Here is a 20836-nt window from a genome sequence, read left to right as displayed (position 1 = left end):
CTGAATAAATAAAAGTGTTGGACTTAGATCAATCAGTAACACGATATGGCAGAAGAACCTACATCTACCTTAACTAAAAACTATGTCTCTACTGCCAAAGGACTGTCAAGTAAACCAACAAAAGTGACTTCGACAGCATCTGCTCGCCACTCCCGATGGATGGTTCGCTTAGGTCATCTACTGGCAGGTACTTGGGCAATTGGGGGCGCACTATTGAGCGCTTCTGGTGGGGAATTGGTTCAATTGATGGAAAATCAGGTGCTTTCTGGCTTTTTTCAACTGCGCGGGCCGATTGTGCCTCCAGAAGACATTGTAATTTTAGCAATAGACGATCAGTCAATATCGGTTCCCGAACAGTACTATAAAACAGATCCGAAACAGTATGCCTACTTAGAAACACTGAAATCTTATCCTTATAAACGGGCTGCATACTCCCAGGTAATCACAAAATTAATCGAAGCAGGTGCCCGCGCTGTAGCATTAGATGTGGTTCTTGATACAGCAAGTAGTTATGGAGTTACAGACGATCGCCAATTTCAAGCAGTATTGCAAAAATATGGCAAAAAAGTTACCTTAGCAGCTGTCTACGAAAATTCCCAGACGCACCAAGGCTCTTTTACGCAGCTAACAGACCCACAACAAATGTTTCGTACAGGGTCAGTATCCATTGGCTCAGTTAATTTTCCTTTAGAAGTAGATGGAAAAGTTCATCGATTAGCGAGTGAGTTTCCCAAGTTCTTAGGTGAAGATAATCTATTTACCAAAAAGCGACTCTCTTTTGATGAAGCAGCGCTGAGGGCAGCAGAAGTAAATTATCCTCGACCAAAGGGCGATCGCATTTATTTTTGGGGGCCTGCGGGTACATTTGAGCAAAAACCTTTTTGGCACGTACTCGATCCGCAAAACTGGAACAGCTATTTGCAGCAAGGAAAGGTGTTCAAAGATAAGATCGTGCTGATTGGTGCAACAGATAAGTTACATAATGATTATTATCCAGTTGCTGGTAGTAATAGCACTGACCCGATGTCGGGTGTGGAAATTCACGCTAATGCGATCGCAACTTTGATGACAGGAAAAGCGATCGCCCCAGGAATTAATAGTCCACCTTTACAGGGTTTGTTTGTGCTAATGCTAGTGGGCAGTACAGCCTTGATGATTAGCAGACGCAAGCGTAGCATCCATAGATTTTTCTATAGCCTCGTCCTGTCTGGCGCTTGGGGAGGAATTAGTTATGGGTTATTTGTCTATGGTCAGTTAATTTTTCCCACTAGTGTACCAATGATCGCGATCGCAATGACCGGAATTTGCTATTTAGCAACCTCAGTCATCAGAGAAAGCATCAGAAAACGCCAGTTGGTAGACATTTTTCAGAAGTATAAAACTTCCCCCGTTGTCCAAGAGATTATCAGCCAACAAGATGACTTCCAACACCTAATCCAACAACGAGATTTAGCCTTATCAGGGAAAGTTTTGGCTAGACGATACAAAATTGTCAAAGTTCTCGGTTGCGGTGGATTTAGTGAAACCTACATTGCCGAAGATACCCAACGTCCTGGAAATCCGCGATGTGTTGTCAAACAACTAAAACCAGCCAACACCAAACCAGAAGGATTGCAACTTGCCAGACGTTTATTTAACTCAGAGGCACAAACACTAGAAAAATTGGGAACGCACGCTCAAATTCCTCAACTTTTGGCGTATTTTGAAGAAGATGAAGAATTTTATTTAGTGCAAGAACAGATAATTGGTCATCCTTTAAATCAAGAACTTTTAGCAGGTAGAGCAATTGAAGAAATTGCAGCGATCAAAATTATCAGGGACTTATTGCAAACATTAACATTTGTCCATGAAAACCACGTGATTCATCGGGATATTAAACCCAGTAATATCATCCGGCGACACTCAGACGGAAAACTGGTGTTGATTGACTTTGGAGCCGTTAAGGAAGTCGGCATCAAACAGATCGATCGTCAAGAGTCAACCCCTTTCACCATTGGTATTGGTACTCAGGGTTACGCACCAAGCGAACAATGTTTTGGGCGTCCACACTACAGTAGTGATATCTATGCAGTTGGTATGGTTGGGATTAAAGCCTTAACTGGTGTAGCACCCCGTGAGCTAGATAGGGATGCTGATGGGGAGATCAAATGGAGCGATGGCACTCAGGTAAGTCACTCCCTAGCTAAGATTCTCAGTAAAATGGTGCTGGATGACTTCAAACAGCGATATCAGTCTGCATCAGAGGCTCTTAAGGATCTTGAAGCTCTTAAAGCTCTTGACGATTTGGTAAATTTTCAACACAGACACCATCTCCCAGAAGATGACTTATTAATGAATACTTTAGACGATTTAGGCATTGCCACAAAATCTTGCTCAGAAGGACAAGAGACTTCCAAATAAAAAAATATCCAATCGCTGTGGAAGCTGTTCTTGAGTAGGGGAAGCAAAATCTGATAGTTGTATTGGATACAAGAATTTGAATAATTTAATTTTTGGAGCCAAAGTATAATTGGGCACGAAAATAAGGAGATGAGAAGAAGGATTTCCCCCTTCTCTGTTTGTGCCTTTTTCACTCAGCCCTGCACATGATTTTAATTTATAGCTGTAGTCACACAGATTAGGACAGTATTGATTGCTCAAAGTTTTGAAACAACTGGGTTTTTACTCAGCACGGGCTAAACGCCCCGCTTCCGCTAACAGCACTCAGCTATAAGGACAGAAATTCTTCTCCTGTCGTGGGATGAATGCCTATTGTTTCATCCAAATCTTCCTTGGTAATGCCCTTGCGAATTGCCACACCTAGACTTTGAATGATATCTGCTGCATGTTCACCCACCATGTGAGCGCCCAAAACTTGCCCAGAATCACTATTTAGCACTAACTTTATAGTGGTTGGCTCATCCTGTTCGATTAGCTGATACAACAATGGTTGGAACTCGGTGCAGTAGGATTGTACAGATTCACCAAATTTTTCCCGTGCTTTCGCCTCCGTCATCCCCACACTAGCCGCTTCTGGACGGCAAAAAACAGCAGTGGGCACATAATCATAATTTAGTTTTTGCGCCTTGTTGCCAAAAACTGTATCGGCAAAGGCAATACCTTCTGCCTTTGCCACTGGAGTCAATTGCATCCGACTGGTGCAATCACCCACAGCAAAAATATTTTCTTGGCTGGTGCGGCTGTATTCATCTACTTTGATTGCACCATGTTCGCCAAGTTCAACATGGGCATTTTCCAAACCCATATTCTTGGTATTTGGAGCGTAACCTGTGGCAACTAAGATGGTATCTGCTGTAATTATTTCTTGGCTCTCACCAGTAATAGTTAACAACAAACCCTCTTCTGAATATTTGATTTCTTGAACAGTGCTGTTGGTGAAAAACTTAATTCCGCGTTTAATCAAACCCTGTTGTACAGTAGAGCAAATGTCATCATCAAACCCCGATAAAATCATCTCATCTTTTTCAATCACCGTTACCTCACAACCGAAAGCGTGCATCATACTGGAAAATTCTACGCCAATGTAGCCGCCGCCAATAATTGCTAAACGTTTCGGCAGATAGGGTAGCTGAAACATTTCGCGGGATGTGATGGCGTATTCTATACCTGGGATTTTGGGCTTGAGGGGTTGTCCTCCCACAGCAATTAAAATTTTGTCTGCTGTAACTTTGCGTCCATCAATATTGATAGTATGGGCATCGATGAAAGTGATACGTTGGGAAATTAATTCAATTCCAGCTTTTTGCAATTGCTGAAAATAGGATTGGTTAACGCTGTCAATATGCTCATGTACTGACTTAATAAATAATGTCCAGTCAAAGTATGTTTGACAGTCACTCCACCCATAACTGTGCGCGATTTGATTTTTTAGGGCGAAGTCAGCAGCGTAGACAATTAGCTTTTTTGGAACGCAGCCGCGATTTACACAGGTTCCACCAATGGCTTCTTGTTCGGCAATGGCGACACGTACACCATAACTAGCTGCTTTTTTAGCTGCTGCCAATCCCCCAGGCCCAGCACCAATGACAAACAAATCATAATCAAATGTCATAAAAATCTGTTCCTTTTTCACTTTTTGGAAAGCAGAGCTATTTCATCCCTTATAGTTATTCAGACAAAACTTCATCTACTGTCTTTGGGTGGACAATTTGGGATGAAATCAGGCCAATATTTAGCAGATTGCCGCATTAATAGTATTAGATCGAAAAAGAACAGCGATCGCCCAATCATTACTAAGTTATATTACATTTTTTTGACAAACAACGCATCTTGTTTTTGGAATACTTAGAAGTGCGATCGCTGGCGACAAGGTGTAGCCCATTGTAGAGACGGCGATTGATCGCGTCTCTCTAACCGGAAATGCATTATTTGCAGATAATTATGGGCAATCAAGTAAAGTTTGCATCTCCTGTGCATCCCTTGTCATTCCCAATTGCTCAAAACCATTAATAGCCTGAGTTGACAATTGGCAAGCTTTCTGGACACTTCCCCACCTTCTCTCCCAGCGGGCTAGAGAACGTTGATAACGAGCTAGACGCCGTTTATTATTGCTACTTTCGGCGACAGTTAAGCCTTTAATTAATAGCTTTTGAGCTTCATCGCGATCGCCTTGTTCGATGGCAATATCAGCAAGCCAATTTTGAGCAGAATTAATCACCCGATGCCAATTAATTTTTTCTGCACTTTTCATCACATCTTGAAATAGCTTCTTGGTTAAAAAATATTCACCTTCTGAATAAAAGATTTCAGCCCGATGATAAAGAACAGGAATAAAATAGCGGATGTGCTTTCGCTCGTCTAGATTCGCCTCAATCACCAATTTTTCTTCTACCATTAGCCAGTGGCGTGCATCTGTATAATTATTCTGTCTGATTCGCAGTCTAGCCATATTTTCGGCTAAGTCAGCTTGAACGCATGAATCTGCATGGTCGCGTAAAACCCATGCCCGCTGCAATATTTCGTCTGCTTGTGTGAGACTTTGGGGTGAACACTCCCGAATTAGCAGCCAGGTTTTGCGGATCATGAATTTTACTAAAGATGACCATTCACCACGTCGTTCTGATTGTTCTATCAGCCATTGCAACCAATCGAGGCGATCGTCCCAATAAGCATAGAGATTGGCGTAGTGGTTCAAGAGCAACCACAAATCCCTAACTTCCGCATAATGGTCTTGGTTTTTACACCAATAAAGTACTGCCCGTAGATTTCCCTCCTCTTCCTTTAACCTGTTGTAATGTATCCATTTTTCCCAATCTTCTCCGCCGTAACTGTAAGCAAAATCTAGATACCATCTCACCCAACGCATCCGTGCTTCTTTCTCAAAATCTGGGTAAGCAGCTAATTGTGCTAAGGCATACTCACGAGTCAGAGAGAGCATCTCGTATCGCTTAGTCTCTGGATTCAGATTCACTAACGAGAGTTGCTGCAAACGTACCAAGCCATTACTGACAGAATCAGGAGCAGATGTCAGTCCAGCAACTTCAGCCACAGCAGCTTGGATAGGAGCGTCAGGAAAAATCGCCAGTGACATGAGTAACTTGTGTGGTGGCTGTCCCTTCGTACCTTGCACTGATTGCTCAAAGCAAAAACGAGCCACATCGCCTGTAGCGGAGGCTAACTGCTCCAATACAAAGTTCAAAGAGTAGCCACTGGATACTTGACCGAGTGCATAGACAATAGCGAGAGGGATTCCCCCAGTGCGATCGTAGAGCAAGCTAGAGTCTTCATCTTGGATAGTTATACCTTTTTCTTCAGCTTGTTGCTGAATCAACTGCAAACCATCATTCAGGGGCAAGTTTCGCAGACTGATTGGCAGTAGGGCAATTCGTTCGCGGGTAGTAATTACTACTTTGACGCAAATGGGTAAATTGTATAAGAATTCTATAACCTCATCCCTGTCCTCTATAGTCTCCATATTATCCACAATCAGAAGCGTTCGCTGTTTAGAAAGACATTGGCGTACACGCTCAAATTGGTCATTGGGAGGAGATTGAATAATTGTAGAGTCGTTTAAGGCATTGGCAATCACCCGAAAAATCTCGCGCAGGTTACGCTGTCCTTGCTGCCGTTGCAAAATCATATCGGGAATCAGTTCCTGTTGTTTGGCTGAAGTGAAAATAATTGCATCAAATTTAGGTGCATCAGAACTATTTTCGTTACTAGCTTCTAAGCACAGGTAAGCAGCTGCTAACACCAGCGCCGTTTTCCCTACGCCACCAATGCCATGCACTGTAATCATGTGAGCGCCATGCATCGGCAAAAGCCGTTCCAGTAGCTTTTTCATATCTGCCTCGCGCCCAATAAATTCTGTGTAGGTTGGTGATGGCAGATTATGGGGAATAGAGGTGCTTTCGGTACTAGATGCAGCAACACCTCTGCGATATCCATGTATCTCAAGAATGTAAATAAGGTTGCTTGATCTGACGCTGTTATCGGGTTCTCCTGTCAAAGTTTCAATATCTCGATAGATATTGCTCAATCCCACTCTCACACCAGCGTTATCTCTGTACAAGTCCTGACTTATCTTTGTCAAGCTATACCCACATAGCAACCCAAGTAACAGGTCTTTCTTAGAATTTTGCCTGTATCGCTGTTGAATTTTAGACTCCAAATCAGTCAGTAAACGATCTATATCCCAATCCTGTAAAACCTTTTGATACCAAGCTTTAGACAGATTCCCACCCTCTGACTGATCTGACATAAATATCACCCTATTAGTTTTGTTGTTGAATGTTGTGTTAGCAACATTTTAACTAACAAAACTTTTACCATGTTGTATTAGTAATTTTTCACTAACAAATTTTTAACATTGTTAATTACGCTATTTAGGGTCAATTTAGTAGGCTAATTACTAAGTTCATAATTGTTGGTAACAGGCTGCATACAAATGCAAAATCTATCCTGACAACCAACCAAAAACTCTAGCTGAATTATCGTTTTCACTTCTGACAACAAAGGAGTACTGAATGAATAAACTAATTCAAACTGTAAGTATCTTGGTTGGTTTAAAACAAGCTCGACTTTATTTTCCTGAAGAAAAACAAGTCTGTGTCTTTAATAAACTTCCGACACTTTACCGTGAGTTTACACCAAAATCTGTACAAGAATCAATCAACGAATTGCAAGAGCGATTAAAAACTCAAGGTTTACTTGCAGAGATTACTGGTAAATTTGACTTAGAGACAGACGAGGCAGTAAAAGAATTTCAAAAAAGAAATAATCTTCTAGCAGATGGAGTGGTTGGCCCACTGACATGGGCTTGCCTTTTGTACCCAAAACTTTCTCGGAATCAAAAAATTAAGTCCCCAGAATTAAGGAATGCGGTTAAGGAACTGCAAATTATCCTTTATGATGAAGGCTTTTTGAAAAAAGAACCTACTAGCTATTTTGACAGTGCAACAGAAAGAGCAGTGAAACGCTTTCAAAGAATTTATGGATTGAAGAATGATGGCATTGTTGGGGCAGCGACTTGGGCAGTACTGCTGGGAATGCGACAAAAAATTGATAAAAGCTTTCCGAGGTTAATTTATTTTCTGTCGCCGCAATCATGGTTTTTATGGGAGCAATTTTTGATGATTTGTTGCATCCTATTGGGTATTTATTATAGTCCTATACCAGGTCAGACTCCTAAATTCACTACTGCTTTAGCAACTGCGTATGGACTCACCTGTGTAGTACCTTTTCTGTTAGAAAATTTACCGCTAAAGCCTTCAATTAAGCCGAGCTTATCTCTATTGCAATATGCTCCTTATGTATTAACTGGTATCTTTTGGAAACCAATTATCAATTTCTTGGGACAATTGTTTAATTAATCATTCGGTAGTTGAATAATTGATCGGCAATCCAATTTTTGTGTTGTGCTTGTAAAAAAGTGCGATCGCTTCCAGCCGAGCGTAGGCGATCGCACTTTTATGCAGCAACTGCACTGAAGAAAAAATTCAGCCGATTAAGCCATTGATGCCAGACATGAATTAGCCTTGCACGGTCAAATTCAAAAATCTCTGCTTCCTCACCTGGCAAGGCTACGACAATCAGAGCATGGTTAATTTTGCAGTTAAAGAGGCGATCGCTATAATACCGATTTATCGCACCACCATAAGCAGCTAGTTGTAAAGGCTTGTCATAAAGCTTATCAATTCTTAGTTTTGGTTCCTCGGCTGTAGTCCATTCAATTAAATGGGGAACACCTTGGTAACGAGCAACTAAATCAACTTTCCCGGCGTAAAGTTCCTGATAGTTAGGCACAAGTTGCTCAACCAGTTGAACATCGCTAAGTTGATTTAGCACAGATTGAACGCTATCCCAGTAAGGCTGAATCAGGCTGCTGTCAGGTTTGGGTGAGTAACCTTGCAGGTGTTCTTTAATCAACTGGTGCAAGGCATTTCCTCGGCGACGGCTGTTAGCAGCGATTCGATTTGCTTCTGCATCGCCAACTTTATTGCGCCAATAGGAAAGGGCGGCTAGAGACTTTGGTGGCTGTGTCGCTTTTAAAACTGTGGTGACAGCAGGAAGAAGAACGCCACCATTGCCTTGATAGTAGCATCGTCCGTTGATGTAAGTAGATTTCATAAGTTGTAAGTCGTGAATTACTACATCAACTTTTGCGTTAGCCTAGTACACAAGTAATACACATGCTGTGAGTCTTTGTAACTATATCGAGTACACAGATGTGTACTGTGATTGTGATGCGCTAATAGTTATGAATCAACAACATTTCAATGCAGTATTTAATCGCTTAACTGAAAGGCGGCGAGAGGTGCTGCTGAAACTACTGGCTAACGAAACAGATGAAGCGATCGCTAATTCTTTGCATATTCAGAAATCAACTGTCAGAAAACATCGTGAGGAAATTTGTAAGTTATTTGGCTTAAATAATGAATTTTCAGACGAACGCCGTTCAAAGCTTCCAGAATTGATTTCTTTATTTGCCAAGTACAAGCCTGAGTTATTAAATCAAAATACTTCAGACTTACCACAAACTGAAAATTTCAGTGAAGATAAAACGATATCTGAAAATCCTGATTTCGTGGGGCGTGAGGATGCGATCGCAAATTCTATTCCAGAAAATCATCTTGCTGAACTTCTAAGAATTCTCCAGGGAATGCAACAGCAGGAGCAGAAGCCGATTTCTTCGGCTAACCTAATTTCAATACCACCAACACTAGATAACTGGCAAGGACGCAACGCAGAAATTAAAGAACTGCAAACATGGTTAGTAGATACTAAAGTTAAAACTCTTGGAATTCAGGGACTTAGTGGAGTTGGCAAATCTTGGCTGGCTTCATATATGTTTGAATCTACTGATTTCGAGGCAAAGTTTTGGGCTGATGTCAGACAAGGTACTGATTTCACAGTATTTGCCCAAAATGCTCTGATGAAACTGGCTGGGACATCTCCAGAACAGTTAGCAGCATTGCGGGAACCAGAACAACTAATTTTTGCTTTGCTAGACACTTTAAAAAAGCGCCCATGTTTGCTAGTAATCGATAACTTAGAAACCCTACTAGATCAAGATCGGCATTTTATAGGAATTTATAAAGACTTTTTTATTCGCTGGATTGAAAATGGAGTAGGTAGTAAATTGCTACTGACAACCCAAACTCAACCTGAAGTCATGGAAGGGCATGGCTATTGGCTACCGTTGCAAGGATTAGAAGCAATTAATGGAGCACGGCTACTTCAAAGATTTGGAATTGTTGGATCTGATGAGGAACTTCAAGATTTCTCCAAATATCTCAACGGACACCCCAAGATGTTGCGGCTAGTGGCATCAAAGTTAAAATCAGGTAATCACATTAAAGAAGCAGAAAAAATAGGATTTAGACAACTTGATTTACTTTTAAATAAAGTACCTATGCCTTATCGGGATAGAGAACGGATATTTTTTGTTTGGATTTTAGAGCAACATTTTGAGAATTTAGCTTCTGATTTAAAATGTTTTTTCCTCAGTCTTAGTCTCTACCGTAGTTCATTTAATCAAGATGCTGCAACAGTAGTTTTGAATAATAATCAACTAACTTCAAAGTTAATCTTGAACGATAGGCTTAGTCAAGGTTCCCTAAGTGATGATGAAATAAGCTCACTAAAAGGCTTTGATGTAGTTAAAATTAGCACTTGGGGCATGGTATTGACAAATTTAAATTCCCAAGATTTAGAAGATCCGAATAACTATTGGCAAACACAACAAGCAATAAATGAATTAACTAGCCGTTCTCTACTGGATGTAATCAATGAAGAACAACAGTTTCAGTTTCATCCTTTTGTTTTACATTATGCTAGACAAAAGATAGGCAATCAGCAAGATTCACTGAGAGATAGAATCATTACTTATTATGCTTCAATAGCAAAAATTGGAGAGGAATGGCAAAAACTTGAAGATGTAATGCCTCACTTAGAAGTTATATATCATCTATGCCAACAGAAAAAGTATGTAATCGCCTTTGATACACTCCGTCTATGCAAAGGTTTTTTAGATTCACAAGGTTATTATTCTATCCAAATGGAACTTTATGAAAATTTAGTATTTGCTTGGGAATCTAATGAAGAAAATCGATTAAGTTTGGCAGCAATAATGATTGATTTAGGCAGTATATATACACGGATGGGGCAGTACCAAAAAGCAATTAATATTCTTCAAAAAGCTTTACTGATAGAAAGGGAAATCAGCAATAAACAAGGTGAAGCTGCTGCATTGAATAACTTAGGTCTTGTTTACCAGGATATAGGGAATTATCAACAATCTATATATTGTCATCAGCAGCAACTAGAAATTGCAAATATAATAGGGGATTCTGAAGAACAAGCTAATGCATTAAATAATCTAGGCATTGTATGTTATGCATTAGGAAAATACTCTGAAGCAATTGATTACCAAGAACAAAAAGTAAAAATCTTACAAAACAATGGTGATCTTGAAAGAGAGGCTAGTACACTTGGTAATTTAGGTGGTGCATACTGTGCATTAGGAGAATATCAAAAAGTTCTTGATTGCCATAGTCGCCAATTAGAAATTGCTCAATCTATGAGAGATAAGCCTATGGAGGCTAGAGCTTTAGGAAGTCTAGGTGTTGTTTACAATCAACTAAATCAGCCTGAAAAAGCTATTGAGTTGATTCAGCAATCTTTGGATATAGCAAAGGAAATTGGTGAACCAGAACTACAAGCAGATTGTTTATTAAACTTGAGTAATTCTTATTTGTTTTTAGGAAAACTCTTGCATATGCAGGCATTGAAATACTGTAAAGAATCTTTGAAAGTGTCAGAGCAAACAGGTCGTGATATTGGTGCTGCGCGAGCTTTATATAACTTAGGAAATTTATTTGTTGAACTCGGTGAAAAATCAGAAGCAGTCAATGCTTACCAAAAAGCAAGTGCTTTGTTTAAATCAATGGGTATAGATAAGTATGTCAATCAAGCTAATGATGCCATTCAGCGTCTTTCTTGAATGTCTAGCTAGTTCTAAAAAATATGCGTTCACCTGTTAACCTGCGAATTCCATTCCCTTGGGCTGTATTTGAATCAAAAATAAAGGCGGGTGCGGGGATTGAACCCGCTAATCCCCACAATGGTGGAGACGTAACCGATAACCCTAAATTCTTCGGCCCCGAAAGGCAAGTTGCGAACAAGGATAACCCGCCATGAAGCATGAAGGATAAAGTGTTTCATCCTTTACCCTTCAGCAATATCTACAATTCACCCGTAGCTAGCATCTGGATGATCCGAGGCGTACCTGGGTCAAACCCTGCCAAATCCCAAGACAGCGAATCTTCAGGATCTACCAAAGTAATCTGGTAAGGTGTCAAGGTGACATACACCGCCTTGACGTTAGGATTTACCTTTTTGCGGTACTCCTTCAGCGCTTGACTTGGATGCTTATACCCAGCCCAACTTTCCGAGTCAGTCCAAAAGCAGACTACATCTGCTTTAAACTTATTCTTAATCATCCAGTCATAAGCTACAGACGCATCCGTTCCACCGAAATTTTGATTGCTAGCTTTGCGAACCGCAGAACTAAAACTATCTTTGGCAGTGATACTTAATTCCCAGAATTCGGTAGCAAAACCACGAATCATGTAGTTTTTCTCTGCTTTTGCTGTTACCAGTGCCATTGTAGTGGCAATTTCACAGCAAGTCAGTCCCATATCTGCAACCATACTACCCATAGAACCAGAAACGTCTACGGCGTGCATGAACACTTTACCAGTGGGTTGCACAACATCAAAAGACAGCTCAACCGCCTTTTCTAATATGTCTACAATCCGAGGAACTGGGTTCCAAGTTTTCTTACTGCGTCCTAATGTTCCACCAGATTTATAAGTTTTGAGTGCTTTCAAAACATCAATTGGATGGATGCGACCTTTACGCAGATGTTCCTTGTTGTTAAGAACTGCTTCCACTCGCAGCAAGTTGGCACTTTCATCTGTTCGCAACACACCCAGTTCAGTTAAAGAACCCAAGTTACGCAACATTGCACCTATTGGCATTTCCTGAAATAGCAGCTGCCAAGCAAGCTGATCCATTTTGCCCACTGGTGCAGCCATTTCGTGGGTTAAGCGTCCTTGGGAAATAGCTTCATGGGTTTGGGTTGGATTCCGCTTCAGCCACTCATACCACCAAATCTGCGCCAATGCTTCTGAGGGGATATCTGCTGGCAATTCTTCCCAGCCTCTAACTACCCACTCAAATAGTTGACGGTGATTTTCTGTAGGCGGTTTGACATGGAACAACCGCAACGCATCTCGGTGGGAGAAGCCTTGACGCTGTTGATATTTCAACAGTTGATAAGCTAAACCCTTGACATCTTCCCTTGAGAGCCAAGTTTTACCAGCTTCCCGGACTACTTTGCCAAATCCCCGCAGAGATTTGGTGTAGTTCAGCCATTCGTAGAAGTGGCTACCAGTGCGGACAACTTGCGGAAATATTTCACCAAACGCCTGTTTTGCTTCTGGTGCTTCACCCATAGAGAGCAATACCAAAGCCAAGATAGGCGCACTGTTATTGATGGCGCGTCCATCGCTAGCATACAAAATTTCTTCTGCTACACGGCCAGGATTTTCGGCAACAGCTTGTCTGACAACTGTCACAAAATCCTCAGTTAATTCCTGTTTACCAGCGTAGTAAGTGCTTTTTGCTGTGCCAACCAACAAACAACGGCGCAGCATTTTCCAAATACCAGCATCAAACATCCAGCCGCCGGAACGTCCCTGAACCATTTCTGCTTCTCGTCCGGGGATAGGTTGATTTTGAGGTGTAGTTGTTTTCTTTTTAGTGAAAAAATTGTAATTCATCGCTTCATCTCCCGGCCCTTGCGGGCAAAAATGAAAGGTGGCAGAGCAGGAATCGAACCTGCGACATCCGGCTTAAGAGGCGATAACCCTAATTCGTCGGCCTTCTCAGGCAAGGTGTGAACAAGGATGTTTTTCGGCGCTCTACCAACTGAGCTATCTGCCACATGAAAATTAAAAACGCAAAATTTACTCTGGTGGAACAGGATTTGTAGCTTGCTTCCCGTAGGGTACCTGCAACCGATGAATTAACGATAACCCTCGATTCGTCGGCCTTTGCAGGCAAGTTTGTGAACTAAGGACTATGGGAATTAACCCGTTCATTGCTCTGCCAGATTGAGCTACCCACCAGATGACAATTCAAAATTAAGTTTTGGGTGGCGGAGCAGGACTTGAACCTGCGACCTCTCGAACCCTAATCGATAACCCTAATTCGTCGGCCTTTGCAGGCAAGGGGTGAACAAGGATGTTTAGCGCTCTACCTCTGAGCTACCCGCCACATGAAAATTCAAAATTCAAAATTCAAAATTTTAGCACTAGATTTGGTGTAGTGGAGCGGGAATTGAACCCGCGACCTCCCGCTTGGCAGGCGATAACCCTCAATTCGTCGACCTTTTCAGGCAAGGTGTGAATAAGGATATTTAGGCGCTCTATCCACTGAGCTACCCACCACATATAAATTCAAAACTCAGCATTAAATTTGCTGTAACGAAGTAGGATTTTTACCTACACCTCCAGAAGTTTATCAAGGGTGTTTTAGTTATATGCGATAACCCTCGATACGTGGGCCTTTCCAAGCAAAGTGGGTGCTCTGCCATTTGAGTTATTCGCTACTGGTGAAAGCTAACTTCCTTGTGAAAGTTAACTTGTATTATAATGTAGCTTGTGTAGTATAAATTGTCAAGGGTCTGGCAAGCTAATTTAGAATTATTGCTTTGGAAAGAAAAGTCTGAGGAGTATAAGCAAGCCAATGATTAGAAGTTCGGGAGGATATTATCGGATGTCTCTTAACGTGAGTTCAACGGATAGAAAAGCGCAAAAAGCTTGCTATGTATGAATTTGCTCAACTGAACATTCTTCAGGCGATGCCTGCGGCGGGCTACGTCTACGCGACGATTGATTGAGAATTGGTAAAAAAGTGATAAAAAATGCCAAGACTAAAAAATTTGCCTAAAAAACCTTCCATTGACATTTACCCAAAAGATTTGCCTGCATTACCTCCTGCCATTTTTTACTCCCATCGAACTCACGTTAAACCTAAAGCGTGAACCTGATACTGAGCGCCAAAAATTAATTATGTATGTGGCAGTGCGATTAACTCGTACATCGCTTCCGAGTGCACGCCAATAGGTTGAATGGTTTTCACTCTTCCTCCAGTTGGATGAAACTGACGACTTCTTGCCTAGCCAGCTCTCCCTCTAATAACATGATCTCACGCTCGATATGTCGGTTTAGATGTATCGCTTTTGGGGCGTTACGCTATCTTATTGACAAAATTGGCAAATATAAATTATTTAAATTTTTATTTACCATATTTTACAAAGTTATAAAAGCACAACATATATATACACGTAATTTAACAAATCTTTTTTTATCGTGAACGAATACAAGAAAAATTTCTAGTGTCCTGATAACTATGTAATGGCGTGGTATATCTACTTAGAGTTTTTTAGTAACAGTAGGCTCAATGAAACAAAAAAAACCCAACCCTAAATATGGTGTAAGTAGATGGTTATCTGCGTTGAAAACTAAGATTTTCTTATTACTGTGCATTTTTATTACTACTATTTTTGGTATTGTGTTATCAAGTTTGTTGATAACAAGCCAGCCAGCTTTCGCGAAGATTGACCCACTACAACCAGCACCAACTCAACCAGTAGGCTACTACGATTATTTCGGTAAACTCCTCAGCCCCCAAGAAGCATCACAACTGGTTGCTAGTAAAGGACTTAATCCTAAAGACCCTATTTCTTATGAAAAAATAGGCGCAGTTCATATTACTAAAGAATTGATTGCCCAAGGTGAAGATATATTTTTCAATCGACCTTTAGGCGATTTGTTTGGTTTGCAAGGTGTGTTTGGTATTGGAAAAGGTTCAGCCATTCTTTCGGATGAAATTACCACAGCAATTATTAATTTGCAGGGTCAGCCAAGCAATAATTTAAAAATTGTCTTGCAGAAAGATATACCTATAGGTAGTCGGATTTTACGAAAAGGGACAGCCATAAATACAGGCTTAAAGCTAGAAAAAGGATCAACTGCTCCCTTAGGATCGACACCGAATGGGCAAACTAGCTGTGCATTTTGCCATGCGACTCTTTCCAAAGAAGGTAAACGTATTCCTGGTATAGCAAATGGTGAAATAGCATTTCCGATATTTCTGGGTTTAGCACCAAATTCATCTGCTGCTTTCTCACGCACCAAACTCAATCCCTTAGATCCAAAATACCAAGGCAATGGCAAAACTATTATTGACAGTAAAGGTAATTTAGTAAAATTGCCCGATCCTGAAAAGTTTGAGAAGGCTTTTGATGATATTTTATGGCAATTACCTTTTGGTAATTTTGAAAGTTCCACAGATGGAATTAAAAATACTACTCAAATTCCCAACAATTTCACCTTTAAAACTGCTCCTTACACTGCCTCTGGAGAAGCTGCCGTTGGCCCGTTTGCAGGATTGAGTGCTTTCAACAGTGCTGTTCACTCTTCAGAAACGAACATCCTCGCATCATACGAACTAATTGCCAAAAGTCTGAATATTGACCCAGAAGTTTATCTTGGTACTGCTCTTCAAAATGCTGCTGACGAAAGAATACGTTTACCAGAAGGATCTCCTATAAAACCTTCAGAGTTCCTGCGGGCGATCGCACCAGACCCTAATAAAGCAGAGTTACAAGATCAAGTTGTTGCTCCTGGCGTTGGTAACTATCCAGACTTGAAACCCACCCCGTTGACAGCTAATGGACTGATTTTTAGTCCCCCTACTGGCAATCCTTTCGATAATGCCAGTGGGAAGTTCATGTTTGCGAATAACGCCATGTCTGCTTTTCAAAATAGCTTAGTACCACCTGCTAACCGCACTCCTGAAAACTGGCAGGCACTAAATAGTAATTCAGTCAAACGTGGGGTCAAAGTCTTTGAAAAGGCTAATTGTGCAACTTGCCATATTCCCCCTTTCTTTACTGATAACAAAGTTCACCCAGTTGAGGAAATTGGTACTAATCCAGCCCGTGCAAAGTCTCGCTTGGCACTGTTGAAATTCTCAGTGCTTCCCAAGCTATACAGTTTCAATACTCCTGTTCCCATACCTGCTGATGCAAAAGTGTTGGATGTCCCAACCCCAGGCATTTCTGATAACCCCACTAATCAACTACCAAATGGTGGTTACAAAACTACTCCCTTACGTGGCCTTTATTTAAACCCACCCTATTTACATGATGGTGGTGTAACAGTACGTGCTGGTAGTTTAAAATTTGACTCTAATGGCGATTTCACTGTTGTTGATCCTACTGGGTTAGGGCTGCCTGGCACTCTACGCCAAAGCATACCAGCGGATGCTGCTAGCAGCTTAAGAGCTTTAGTTGATCGTGAACTTCGTGCCAAAGTCATCAAAGCTAACAAAGCTGACCCTGATTTAGTAAGTAGTAACCTTGATGGTACAGGTCATGAATTTTATGTAGACAGTCAAGCTGGATTTAATCCTAAACAGCAAACAGACTTGATTAATTTCTTACTGGCGCTTGATGATGACCCTGGTAAATTTTAATTGAAACTGAGGCTGATACAAAGAGTGAATCTACCTTTCATCGGACGCTAACTTCGGGCAAAAGTAATAGAGAGTTGCGTTCAAAGATATTACTTTTTGTTTGGAAACAGGGATTTGGGAGTCAGAAGAAAGAATATTCTGACTCCTACCAGAATTTTTACTTTATTTTTTTGGAGAATTATCTGATGGAATTAGTCAAAAAGCTTGGCATTGCTACCGCTAGTGCTGTTGTCGGCTTGACTGTTGTCGGTGCGTATTCTACAGCACAAGCTGTACAGTTATTTGATTTTCAGTATTCTTTTCCCAGTTACGAAGCAAATGGTACGGCTATTTTAGCTAGCGGCACTCTTACTACAACTGATCTAGACCCCATAAACAACAATTACACAATCACAGGTATAAGTGGGACAAGGACAGCTCAAGGAATTGCAGAGACAATAATCGGGTTGCTCTCACCCGGTACATACGGTGTCAACGATAATCTGTTGAATGCGAGTAAGCCACTGTTAACCACGAACGGTTTTTCTTACCTGGTTTCCGGTAACGGGGAAGACGGTCAGGGGAACGTTAACATATTCTACAGTAGTTTTAGTGAAGGTTATTCAGAGCTTTCAAGTGATGTGGATTATGGCAACTTTAGTATCAATCCACGTCTTGTTCCCGAACCTCATACAGTAGGTGGCTCATTAATTGCTCTTGGTTTTGGCTGGTGGTGGAAACGAAAGCAAGCAGTAGCTTCCCGAAAGAAAGCCTCTTAACAATTCAAAATTCAAAATTCAAAATTCAAAATTAAAGACATTTCACACGGGGATTTAAACCCCGACTGAAACTGATGCTACATATAGATGTAGGGGTCTTAAACCCTTGAATTTACGATAAAAGCATTTAGGGCTAAAAGTAGCCTAACGCAGCAGACTATTGCTCTGACAGTAATAGTCTGCTCAACCATTGGAACTTGTAAACTCTCCATAATAAGCGCGTACACCGAACACTAACCCTTTTTTATCACTCTCGCCAAAGTATAATTAAACGTGAGTTCGACGGATAGGAAAGCGCAAAAAGCTTGCTATGTATGAATTTGCTCAACTGAGCATTATTCAGGCGATGCCTACGCGACGATTGATTGAGAATTCTTTTTGGTTAATTTGATAGCTGGTTTAGCTGCTTATACCTATTTGTCTAAAAAACCTTCCATCGACATTTACCCAAAAGATTTGCCTGCACTACCTCCTGGCATTTTTTACTTCCGTCGAACTCACGTTGTATTACGATCGCTCTTATCAAAACTCCTTTATTTTCTCTGGTAAAAAACTTTTGCGCGATCGCAGACCAATGTTATATGAGCAGAAGGGTAATAAACCTATAACACCTACTGAATAAAGATTTTGCCGACAAATTTGCTGTAAATTTGCCAAAAGATACAAAAAAGTGTCTCAAATTTTGCCAAAATATATAATATTATTTCCCAAAATTCACTTGGCAAAAATCGGCATGAGTGAGAAACCCATAGAAGATAACGGTAAGGCTTTTCTCGTTCTACTTTTGCCCATCTCGTTTTTGATTATTTTCCTAGTTGCCACTTGGAGAATTTTACTGGCGGTAATTTTGCTGGTAATTGCTTTCAAGCTTTGGCAGGAATATCAATGGCAACAGTGGACTGTGCGAGTTAACCCAATTTTTCATCAGTTGGTTCGTGAAAATCAGGGCAGACTGACACCAATGGACTTGGCAATCAAGGGCAATTTTCCTGGAACAACGGCAAAACGCTACTTGGATGGTAAAGCCTCGGAATTTGGTGCCAGTATAGTGAACTCTGAAGATGCGGGGCAGTCTTATTACTTTATAACTGCCAGCATTCTCGGCAATATTCTTGATAGTAGTGAGCCAGTTAAAGAACTTCCGGCTCAACCTGTTACTAAAACAGCGCGATCGCTCTTAGCGCCACCACCAACCCCACAGGAGGAAGAACCAGAAACCGAATCACTCCCGCAGCAAACCCATGAGGAAGCTAAACTATCACTGGAAAAACAGTTAGTTTTTGGCTCTTTGATTCAATCTGAACTTGCGAAACGGCTCAATGTCTATTCCAGCACAGTTTATAAACGGCGAAACGATCCAGAGTTTCCTGAGTGGAGCCGCAGCAAAGACCCTGATGGTATTGCCTGGTCATACTCGGAAAAAACTAAAGAGTTTTTCCCAGTGGAAGAAGAAGGTTAAATAATTCAAAATTCAAAATTCAAAATTCAAAATTAGAATTTTTGAATTTTTGTTTGTAAACCCACAGCTTCGTTGATGGAATTTAATCCGCTTTGTTCTAGCTTGGAAAGTAAACCAGCTAGAATTCGGCGTACCATCATTGGCCCTTCGTAAATCCAGCCTGTATAAACCTGAATCAAGCTAGCACCAGCAGTAATTTTTTCCCAAGCATCTTCAGGAGAAAAGATGCCACCAACGCCAATAATCGGGATTTGTCCTTGAGTTTGCTGCCAAATAAAACGAATTACCTCAGTGGAGCAATCGCGTAATGGTTCACCACTAATTCCGCCAGCTTCATCCTGAGGTGATTTGCCTGTTTGGTCAATCACCTGGGTTTTCAGTCCATCACGGCGGATGGTGGTGTTAGTGGCGATAATTCCCGCCAGTTTGTAGGTTTTAGCCAAAGAAATAATGTCAGCGATCGCTTCCCATTCTAAATCTGGGGCTATCTTGACAAAAATTGGTTTATGTGTAGTATTTTCTTGTTGTAATAAATCTAAGATGGCACTGAGCATAGAAGCATCTTGGAGCGATCGTAAACCTGGTGTATTGGGAGAAGATACATTAACAACAAAATAGTCTCCCAAATTCTTGAGTAAACGAAAACTATCGAGATAATCCTGTGCGGCTGCTTCTAGGGGAGTTACCTTAGATTTACCCAAATTTATCCCTATGGGTATCGATCGGATTAACTCATGCTTTTCTTGTTCCAAACGTGCTGCCATTACTGCTGCACCACTGTTATTAAAGCCCATCCGATTGAGAGCAGCTTTATCCAACGGTAGGCGAAACAAACGAGGACGGGGATTTCCGGGCTGTGCGTGAAAAGTTACAGTTCCTAGTTCTGCAAAGCCAAAACCCAGGTTAGACCAAATGCTAGCAGCGACTCCATCCTTGTCGAAGCCAGCTGCTAACCCTACGGGATTTGGGAAGTTTAGCCCAAACAAATTTTTTTCTAGGCGGGAATCGTACAGACACAGGGATTTTTGTAGGCGGTGGTTTACCCAACTAGCAGGAGGGCTAATATTTCTTTGCGATAGCCAACTAAAACTACGAATCGTCTGCTGGTGTAACCACTCCGGGTCTGTTTTTATCACATTGAACAAAAGCGAACTAATTGCAAATTTATAAATATCCATTAGCTTTTATTTTCGGGGCTATTGCAGATCATTCGGCTTGGGATTGTCTAATTTTCTTGCGGACTAGCTGCTCAAATTGATCCATTGAAGTGATATCAATTCCAGGTTCATCTTGTAGTCTGTCCATGTATGCTTGGAATGCAATCTGGTCTTGTGGATGTTTTTTCACGTAGTCTCTCAATTGCTCTCTGCTCATTGCGGCAAGATTTATATCGGTCATAAAAACCTCACTTTTGCGTTTGGGTAAATCAGCACTTCTATGTCATCGCCAGCCAAGATATAAATTTGGTTGGTTCTCTCATCAAGTCTGACTATATTAATTGGCTGAAGTACATTACTTAATCTGACGCAAACTAAGAAAAATTCAACGGTTTGTTTTGCTGTAGGTACTT

The 20836-nt window shown here is 41.1% G+C and carries 14 protein-coding genes and 3 tRNA genes; 8 read left to right on the top strand and 9 right to left on the bottom strand.

Annotated features, from left to right (window positions below; genetic code table 11):
• Positions 1–45: 45 nt before the first annotated feature.
• Complete coding sequence (locus HWQ40_RS09295; protein ID WP_292776889.1) at positions 46–2400, top strand: CHASE2 domain-containing serine/threonine-protein kinase; 2355 nt, start codon at positions 46–48, stop codon at positions 2398–2400.
• Positions 2401–2707: 307 nt separating this feature from the next.
• On the opposite strand, the gene gorA is transcribed toward HWQ40_RS09295, so the two are convergent.
• Positions 2708–4051: a glutathione-disulfide reductase gene (gene gorA / locus HWQ40_RS09290; RefSeq protein WP_292776886.1), complete on the bottom strand. Its 1344-nt coding sequence runs from the start codon at positions 4049–4051 to the stop codon at positions 2708–2710.
• 327 nt (positions 4052–4378) lie between these two features.
• The gene (locus tag HWQ40_RS09285; RefSeq protein ID WP_292776884.1) at positions 4379–6700 is read right to left on the bottom strand and encodes a tetratricopeptide repeat protein; all 2322 of its coding nucleotides are present in this window, start codon (positions 6698–6700) and stop codon (positions 4379–4381) included.
• 265 nt (positions 6701–6965) lie between these two features.
• On the opposite strand from HWQ40_RS09285, the gene HWQ40_RS09280 reads away from it, so the two are divergent.
• Positions 6966–7811, top strand: coding sequence for a peptidoglycan-binding protein (locus HWQ40_RS09280; protein WP_292776881.1), 846 nt, complete (start codon positions 6966–6968; stop codon positions 7809–7811).
• Between the two features lie 97 nt (positions 7812–7908).
• On the opposite strand, the gene HWQ40_RS09275 is transcribed toward HWQ40_RS09280, so the two are convergent.
• Positions 7909–8568, bottom strand: a complete 660-nt coding sequence (locus tag HWQ40_RS09275; protein ID WP_292776879.1) for an exonuclease — start codon at positions 8566–8568, stop codon at positions 7909–7911.
• 130 nt (positions 8569–8698) lie between these two features.
• Here HWQ40_RS09275 and HWQ40_RS09270 point away from each other — a divergent pair, with 130 nt between their 5' ends.
• Both HWQ40_RS09270 and HWQ40_RS09265 read left to right on the top strand, forming a co-directional pair.
• Positions 8699–11443 carry a tetratricopeptide repeat protein gene (locus HWQ40_RS09270; protein ID WP_292776877.1) on the top strand — a complete coding sequence of 915 codons (2745 nt, stop codon included), beginning with the start codon at positions 8699–8701 and terminating at the stop codon, positions 11441–11443.
• A 23-nt stretch (positions 11444–11466) separates the two neighbouring features.
• Positions 11467–11640 carry a hypothetical protein gene (locus HWQ40_RS09265; RefSeq protein ID WP_292776875.1) on the top strand — a complete coding sequence of 58 codons (174 nt, stop codon included), beginning with the start codon at positions 11467–11469 and terminating at the stop codon, positions 11638–11640.
• Positions 11641–11684: 44 nt separating this feature from the next.
• Here the strand turns inward: HWQ40_RS09265 and HWQ40_RS09260 are convergent, their stop codons facing one another.
• The 4 genes from HWQ40_RS09260 to HWQ40_RS09245 all read right to left on the bottom strand — a co-directional run bounded on the left by HWQ40_RS09260 (position 11685) and on the right by HWQ40_RS09245 (position 13956).
• The gene (locus HWQ40_RS09260) at positions 11685–13286 is read right to left on the bottom strand and encodes a TROVE domain-containing protein (RefSeq protein WP_292776873.1); all 1602 of its coding nucleotides are present in this window, start codon (positions 13284–13286) and stop codon (positions 11685–11687) included.
• A 37-nt stretch (positions 13287–13323) separates the two neighbouring features.
• Positions 13324–13449, bottom strand: a tRNA-OTHER gene (locus HWQ40_RS09255).
• A gap of 208 nt (positions 13450–13657) precedes the next feature.
• Positions 13658–13782, bottom strand: a tRNA-OTHER gene (locus HWQ40_RS09250).
• A 44-nt stretch (positions 13783–13826) separates the two neighbouring features.
• Positions 13827–13956: transfer RNA gene (locus HWQ40_RS09245), tRNA-OTHER, on the bottom strand.
• A gap of 1014 nt (positions 13957–14970) precedes the next feature.
• On the opposite strand from HWQ40_RS09245, the gene HWQ40_RS09240 reads away from it, so the two are divergent.
• The 4 genes from HWQ40_RS09240 to HWQ40_RS09225 all read left to right on the top strand — a co-directional run bounded on the left by HWQ40_RS09240 (position 14971) and on the right by HWQ40_RS09225 (position 19266).
• Entirely contained in the window at positions 14971–17049 is a 2079-nt protein-coding gene (locus HWQ40_RS09240) for a hypothetical protein (protein ID WP_292776871.1), read from the top strand.
• A gap of 185 nt (positions 17050–17234) precedes the next feature.
• On the top strand, positions 17235–17807 hold the full coding sequence (locus HWQ40_RS09235) for a PEP-CTERM sorting domain-containing protein (protein ID WP_292776869.1): 573 nt from the start codon (positions 17235–17237) through the stop codon (positions 17805–17807).
• Between the two features lie 378 nt (positions 17808–18185).
• The gene (locus HWQ40_RS09230; protein ID WP_292776867.1) at positions 18186–18356 is read left to right on the top strand and encodes a hypothetical protein; all 171 of its coding nucleotides are present in this window, start codon (positions 18186–18188) and stop codon (positions 18354–18356) included.
• Positions 18357–18540: 184 nt separating this feature from the next.
• Positions 18541–19266, top strand: coding sequence for a hypothetical protein (locus tag HWQ40_RS09225; protein ID WP_292776865.1), 726 nt, complete (start codon positions 18541–18543; stop codon positions 19264–19266).
• A 32-nt stretch (positions 19267–19298) separates the two neighbouring features.
• Here the strand turns inward: HWQ40_RS09225 and HWQ40_RS09220 are convergent, their stop codons facing one another.
• Positions 19299–20444 (bottom strand): quinone-dependent dihydroorotate dehydrogenase, encoded by a 1146-nt coding sequence (locus HWQ40_RS09220; protein WP_292776863.1) that lies wholly within the window; start codon positions 20442–20444, stop codon positions 19299–19301.
• A gap of 28 nt (positions 20445–20472) precedes the next feature.
• Positions 20473–20664 (bottom strand): hypothetical protein, encoded by a 192-nt coding sequence (locus HWQ40_RS09215; protein WP_292776861.1) that lies wholly within the window; start codon positions 20662–20664, stop codon positions 20473–20475.
• Positions 20665–20836 lie beyond the last annotated feature (172 nt).

Origin of the sequence: Nostoc sp. NMS9, assembly GCF_017114995.1 — a bacterium.
In the GTDB taxonomy this organism is placed as follows: Bacteria; Cyanobacteriota; Cyanobacteriia; order Cyanobacteriales; family Nostocaceae; genus Nostoc.
Note: the sequence above shows the minus strand (reverse complement) of the source record. Positions and strands in the feature narration are given on the sequence as shown.

Coding starts and splice junctions, on each gene's coding strand:
- HWQ40_RS09215 (WP_292776861.1), bottom strand. CDS start 20,664: ATGACCGATATAAATCTTGCCGCAATGAGCAGAGAGCAATTGAGAGAC.
- HWQ40_RS09225 (WP_292776865.1), top strand. CDS start 18,541: ATGAGTGAGAAACCCATAGAAGATAACGGTAAGGCTTTTCTCGTTCTA.
- HWQ40_RS09260 (WP_292776873.1), bottom strand. CDS start 13,286: ATGAATTACAATTTTTTCACTAAAAAGAAAACAACTACACCTCAAAAT.
- HWQ40_RS09295 (WP_292776889.1), top strand. CDS start 46: ATGGCAGAAGAACCTACATCTACCTTAACTAAAAACTATGTCTCTACT.
- HWQ40_RS09235 (WP_292776869.1), top strand. CDS start 17,235: ATGGAATTAGTCAAAAAGCTTGGCATTGCTACCGCTAGTGCTGTTGTC.
- HWQ40_RS09275 (WP_292776879.1), bottom strand. CDS start 8,568: ATGAAATCTACTTACATCAACGGACGATGCTACTATCAAGGCAATGGT.
- gorA (WP_292776886.1), bottom strand. CDS start 4,051: ATGACATTTGATTATGATTTGTTTGTCATTGGTGCTGGGCCTGGGGGA.
- HWQ40_RS09240 (WP_292776871.1), top strand. CDS start 14,971: ATGAAACAAAAAAAACCCAACCCTAAATATGGTGTAAGTAGATGGTTA.
- HWQ40_RS09280 (WP_292776881.1), top strand. CDS start 6,966: ATGAATAAACTAATTCAAACTGTAAGTATCTTGGTTGGTTTAAAACAA.
- HWQ40_RS09270 (WP_292776877.1), top strand. CDS start 8,699: ATGAATCAACAACATTTCAATGCAGTATTTAATCGCTTAACTGAAAGG.
- HWQ40_RS09220 (WP_292776863.1), bottom strand. CDS start 20,444: ATGGATATTTATAAATTTGCAATTAGTTCGCTTTTGTTCAATGTGATA.
- HWQ40_RS09265 (WP_292776875.1), top strand. CDS start 11,467: ATGCGTTCACCTGTTAACCTGCGAATTCCATTCCCTTGGGCTGTATTT.
- HWQ40_RS09285 (WP_292776884.1), bottom strand. CDS start 6,700: ATGTCAGATCAGTCAGAGGGTGGGAATCTGTCTAAAGCTTGGTATCAA.